Origin of the sequence: Mangrovicoccus algicola (genome assembly GCF_014903745.1) — a bacterium.
Lineage (GTDB): Bacteria > Pseudomonadota > Alphaproteobacteria > Rhodobacterales > Rhodobacteraceae > Mangrovicoccus > Mangrovicoccus algicola.
In genome coordinates, this window is the sequence record NZ_JACVXA010000121.1 from 1 (window position 1) to 4,003 (window position 4,003).

3 protein-coding genes and 1 pseudogene are annotated in these 4,003 nt (G+C 72.3%); 1 reads left to right on the forward strand and 3 read right to left on the reverse strand.

The window, feature by feature from the left end; all coding sequences use genetic code 11:
* Window positions 1-551, reverse strand: a 551-nt coding sequence (locus ICN82_RS20845; RefSeq protein ID WP_193187201.1) for an adenosylcobinamide-GDP ribazoletransferase, incomplete at its 3' end; no start/stop codon positions are given.
* 40 nt (window positions 552-591) lie between these two features.
* Between ICN82_RS20845 and cobT the strand changes: the two genes are divergently transcribed.
* Window positions 592-1,608, forward strand: a complete 1,017-nt coding sequence (gene cobT, locus ICN82_RS20850; RefSeq protein ID WP_193187204.1) for a nicotinate-nucleotide--dimethylbenzimidazole phosphoribosyltransferase — start codon at window positions 592-594, stop codon at window positions 1,606-1,608.
* A 9-nt stretch (window positions 1,609-1,617) separates the two neighbouring features.
* Here cobT and ICN82_RS20855 read toward each other — a convergent pair whose 3' ends face one another.
* Window positions 1,618-3,543, reverse strand: coding sequence for a cation:proton antiporter domain-containing protein (locus ICN82_RS20855; RefSeq protein ID WP_193187207.1), 1,926 nt, complete (start codon window positions 3,541-3,543; stop codon window positions 1,618-1,620).
* A gap of 90 nt (window positions 3,544-3,633) precedes the next feature.
* A pseudogene (locus ICN82_RS20860) lies at window positions 3,634-4,003 on the reverse strand (hypothetical protein); the annotation flags it as partial.

Sequence of the window (4,003 nt, forward strand, 5' to 3'; positions counted from 1 at the left end):
GACGGCCGCCCCGCCGTCGCCGACAGCCCGCCCGGGCGCGCCCGGGGCAGGGCGGCCATCACCGCGACCATCGCGCCGCGCGAGATCATGCAAGCGCCCAGCCAGATCCCCCAGCCGGTCGCGCCCAGCGGCAGCAGCAGCAGCAGCGCCTGCCAGCGCAGCCCCGTGGCCAGCACCAGCGCCAGCACCCCGTAGCTGCCGATATGGCTGTCCTTCATGATCTCCAGCCGCCGCGCGCGGCTCCAGCCGCCCCAGAGACCGTCGGCGCAATCGGCCAGCCCGTCCTCGTGCATCGCGCCGGTCAGCAGCGCCTGCAGCCCCAGGACGAGCCCCGCCGCCAGCGTCGCGGGAAGCCCGGCGGCCTGCGCGATCCAGCCCGCGCCCCCCGCCGTCACCGCCACGGCCAAGCCCGCCAGCGGCCAGGCCCAGGCCGCCCCGGCCCCGCGCGCGATGGCGAAACCGGTGTTGACCTTCACCGGCAGGCGGGTCAGCAAGCCCAGGGCGGCAGCGATGTCGCGCAGATCGAGAAGCGGTCCGGGGCGGGCAGGCATGGCATGTCCTCGTCGGGCGAAGGCGGAAGGCAGGGCATCCATGTTCAAGACCATCGAGGATTTCAAGGCGGAGCTTGCAGGTTTTCCCTCTGCCGATGCGGCGGCGCGCCAGGCGGCGGCGCTGCGCAATGCCGGTCTGACCAAGCCCGCGGGCGCGCTGGGGCGGCTGGAGGATCTGGCGCTGTGGTATGCCTCCTGGCGGGGCAGCGACCGCCCCGTGCTGGACAGGGTGCAGATCGCAATCTTCGCCGGCAGCCATGGGGTCGCGGCGCGCGGCGTCTCGGCCTATCCCCCGGAGGTGACGGCGCAGATGGTCGGCAATTTCCGGGCGGGCGGTGCAGCGATCAACCAGCTGGCGCAGGTCGCGGGGGCCCGGCTGACGGTGCATGCGGCGGATCTCGACCGGCCGACGGGCGATATCGCCGAAGCCGCGGCGATGAGCGAGGCGGATCTCTGCGCCGCGCTGCAGAGCGGCTGGGACGCGGTCGACCCGGAGGCCGATCTTTTCGTCGCCGGCGAGATGGGCATCGGCAACACCACCGTCGCGGCGGCGCTGGCGGCGGCCTTCTATGGCGGCGGTGCGGGAACCTGGGTGGGCCGCGGCACCGGCGTCGACGATCCGGGCCTGGCACGCAAGGCCGCGGCGGTGGAGGCGGCGCTGGACACCCATGCCGCGGCGATCGAGGCGGGCGATCCGGTGGAGATCCTGCGCTGCCTGGGCGGGCGCGAGGTGGCCGCGATGACCGGCGCCTATGCCCGCGCGCGGGTGCTGCGCATCCCGGTGATCCTCGACGGGTTCATCTCCTGCGCGGCGGCCTCGGTGCTGTCGCAGGCGGTCTGGGGCGGGCTCGACCACGCGATCGCCGGGCATTGCTCGGCAGAGGCGGCGCATCTGCGGCTGCTGGATGCGCTGAAGATGGAGCCGCTGCTGCGGCTTGGGCTGCGGCTGGGCGAGGGCTCGGGCGCGGCGGCGGCGGTGCCGATCCTGCGCGCGGCGGTGGCCTGCCATTCGGGCATGGCCAGCTTCGGCGAGGCGGGGGTCTCGGACCGGGACTGAGCCGGGGGCTCAGCTGCGCTCGGCGCGCCGCATCTCGGCGGTCTCGATCTCCTCGCCCAGCGTCGTGACCATCTCGGTCTCCATCTCGCGGTCGAGTTCCCTGGCGCGCTGCACGTAGCGCTCGTTCTGGGCCACCGGCAGGCCGGGGGTCCAGACCTCGGCCAGTTCCAGCATCGCGCGGCGGTCATGCTTGTAGAAGGCGCGCTCCGCCTCCGCGGCCTCGTATTCGGACAGGCCCATGTTCTCCAGCACGTAGCGGGCCGCGCGCAGCGAGCTGTCGAACATCTCGCGCACGATGTCATCCGCGCCCGCGCGGAACAGTTCATAGACATGCACCCGGTCATAGGCGCGGGCGACGATGTGCAGGTCGGGCCGTTCCTTGCGCGCATAGGCGACGATGCGGGTGCAGGCCTCCTTGTCGTCCATCGCCACCACCAGCACCCTGGCCCGCGCCAGGCCCGCGGCATGCAGCAGTTCCGGCCGGGTCGGGTCGCCCAGGAAGCTCTTGAAGCCGAAGCGGCGCATCAGGCGGATGGTGGACAGGTCGTTGTCCAGCACCACGGCGCGGAAGCCCGACATCTGGATCATGCGGTTGACCACCTGCCCGAAGCGGCCGATCCCGGCGATGATGATCGGGCCCTGTTCGGTGATCTCGTCGGCCTCCGGACCGCCGGCCCCGGGATCGGCAAGGCGCCGCCCGAGATGTTCGTACAGCATGAAGACCAGCGGGGTCAGCAGCATCGACAGCGCGACCACCAGGTACAGCACCGGCCCCAGCGCGGGAGGAATGACGCTCTGCTGCAGCGAGAAGGCGAGCAGCACGAAGCCGAACTCCCCCGCCTGTGCCAGTCCCAGCGCGAACAGCCAGCGGTCGCGGCCGCGCAGATCGAACAGCCAGGCCAGCCCGAGAAGCACCAGGGCCTTGAGCGCCATCACCGCCAGGGTCAGCCCCAGCACGCGCAGCGGTTCGGCCAGCAGGAGCCCGGTATCGATGCCCGCGCCCACGGTGATGAAGAACAGCCCCAGAAGCAGGCCCTTGAAGGGGGCGATGTCGCTTTCCAGCTCGTGGCGGAATTCCGAACTGGCCAGGACCACCCCCGCGAGGAAGGTGCCGAGCGCGGGCGACAGCCCCACCATCATCATCAGGAAGGCGATGGCCATCACGATCAGCAGCGCCAGCGCCGTGTCCAGCTCGCGCAGCCGCGCCTTGTGGATATAGGCGAAGATCGGGCGGATCAGGTAGAGCCCGGCCAGGATGATCCCCGCCACGATCCCCAGCGTCAGAAGGGCCGCGCCCCAGCCGGGCAGGCGGTCCACCATCGCGGCCAGCGCCTCGGCGTGACCGCCGGATCCGCCCAGTTCCAGTTCCGCCGCGCCGCCGGCGCCGGTCAGGGCCGGGCTCTGCCCGCCCGCGGTCAGCTCCGGCGGTGACAGAAGCGGCACCAGGGCCAGCATCGGGATCACCGCGATGTCCTGGGTCAGCAGCACGGAGAAGCTCGACCGTCCGCCCGCGGTCTGCATCAGCCCCTTTTCCGACAGGGTCTGCAGCACGATCGCGGTGGAGGACAGCGCAAAGGCAAGCCCCACCGCCAGGGCCGGGCGCCAGTCGAGCCCCAGCGCCATCGCCCCCGCCATGATCAGCCCGGCCGACCCGGCCACCTGCAGCCCCCCCAGCCCCAGGAGCCTGTGGCGCATGTCCCACAGGGCCCGCGGCTCCAGCTCCAGGCCGATCAGGAACAGCATCATGACCACGCCGAATTCGGCGAAATGCTGCAACTCGCCCACCTCGTTGCCGACCAGCCCCAGCACCGGGCCGATGCACAGGCCCGCCGCCAGGTAGCCCAGCACCGAACCCAGCCCCAGCCGCGCGGCCAGCGGCACCGCCACGACGGCGGCGGTGAGATAGAGCGTGGCCTGAAAGAGAAAGCTCTCCATGTCGGGTCGGGTCTCCTGGGCTCGGGCAGTCGCGGCCATGATGGCAGCACGGGCCGCGTGCCGGAACCCGCCCGGCCTGCGGCGGATGGGTCAGCTGCTGGGCATGCTCAGCATTTCATTGCGGCCCTTGCGCTGATAGCGCAGCTGCCCCTCGCCGATGGCGACGACGCGCCCGCCATCCAGCCGATCGCCGACCGAGACGTTGACGACATCGCCATTGGGCATCCGCACCAGCGCGCGCAGATTGCCGGGACTGCCGAACGTGCCCAGCAGGTTGACCTTGCGCAGGTTGATCTCGCCGTCATCGGTGGCGCGGCGCGCCACGTTGCCGGGGGCTTCGACCGGCTGGGTCACGGGGGCGCGGATCGTGGCCGCGGCGGGTTGCGGGCTCAGCACGGCCGCGGTGGAGGCGGCCGCCACGGCGCTTGCCGCGCTGCTGCGGGCGCTGCGCAGCTGCGCG